Origin of the sequence: Falsiroseomonas oryziterrae, assembly GCF_021864505.1 — a bacterium.
Lineage (GTDB): Bacteria > Pseudomonadota > Alphaproteobacteria > Acetobacterales > Acetobacteraceae > Falsiroseomonas > Falsiroseomonas oryziterrae.
The window spans coordinates 1-1,094 of sequence record NZ_JAKJIB010000605.1 but is presented as its reverse complement, the minus strand read 5'-3'; the positions used below and the strand labels follow the sequence as shown (position 1 = coordinate 1,094).

Below are 1,094 nucleotides of genomic sequence, written 5' to 3'. Positions count from 1 at the left end.
TGGCGCGCCGGGCTCGATCCGCAGCACCACCTTGCCGCCCGCGTCGCGCAGCGCGTGGCGGAGCGCCGCGCCCACCTCCCGGCCCGGCTGTTCCTGCACGGGCCGGGCGAGCGCGATCGGCGCGGTCGGGGGAGCATCCTGCATGGCCGTCCCGGGCATGTGTCCGCCGCCGCGCCGGCCCGAGGGCGACGGCGCGCGGCGGCTGCTCTACCCTTGCGCCTGCCATGCTTGCCGAATCCTTATCCCCCGGTTGGTTGCCCGGGGGCCTGCGCGTCTATGCGATCGGCGACCCGCATGGCTGCGCCGAGCGGCTGGCCGCGCTGCACGAGCGCATCGCCGAGCATGCCGCGGCGGAGCCCGTGGAGCGCATCCTCCTTGTGCATCTCGGCGACTACGTGGATCGCGGGCCGGACAGCGCCGGCGTGCTCGATCTGCTGCGCGCGCCGCCGGTGCGCGGCGCCGCGCTGGTCAACCTCGCCGGCAACCACGAGCAGATGATGCTCGCCGCGCTCGACCCGCAGGCCGAGGAGGAGGTGATCGCCTTCTGGCTCGACAATGGCGGCGGGCCGACGCTCGAGAGCTATGGCGCCGACCCGCGCGACCTGCGGAGCTGGCGGGCGGTGCCGCAGCGCGACCTCGACTTCCTGGCGCGCCTCAAGCCGAGCTTCGCGATCGGCGGCTATTTCTTCGCCCATGCCGGCGTCCGGCCGGACGTGCCGCTCGACCGGCAGGATGCGATGGACCTGGCCTGGATCCGCGAGCCCTTCCTGTCCTGGCGCGGCCCGCTCGAGGCGGTGGTGGTCCATGGCCACACGCCGAGCGAGGGGCCGGAGATCCTGCCGCACCGCATCGGCCTCGACACCGGCGCCGTCTTCGGCGGCCCGCTGACCTGCGCGGTGCTGGAGGAGGACCGGGTGGGGTTTATCTTTGGGTGACCTCAGGCGCCGGCGCCGCCTCCGGCGGCTTGGCTCGCGCGCCGCAGACATGCCGCACGCGGCCGCGCGGTCGGTCGCGGCGCGCCGGCCGCTTCGCGGCCGGATCCTCGGAGGGCGGAGGCTGGCGTGAGCGGGGCGTGCTGGGCGGCGGGCGGCGGG

1 protein-coding gene is annotated in these 1,094 nt (G+C 75.8%); it reads left to right on the top strand.

Features of this window, described 5'->3' with window-relative positions:
* Window positions 1-254: 254 nt before the first annotated feature.
* Window positions 255-935 (top strand): metallophosphoesterase family protein, encoded by a 681-nt coding sequence (locus tag L2I40_RS23555; RefSeq protein ID WP_237217777.1) that lies wholly within the window; start codon window positions 255-257, stop codon window positions 933-935.
* The last annotated feature ends 159 nt before the right edge of the window (window positions 936-1,094 follow it).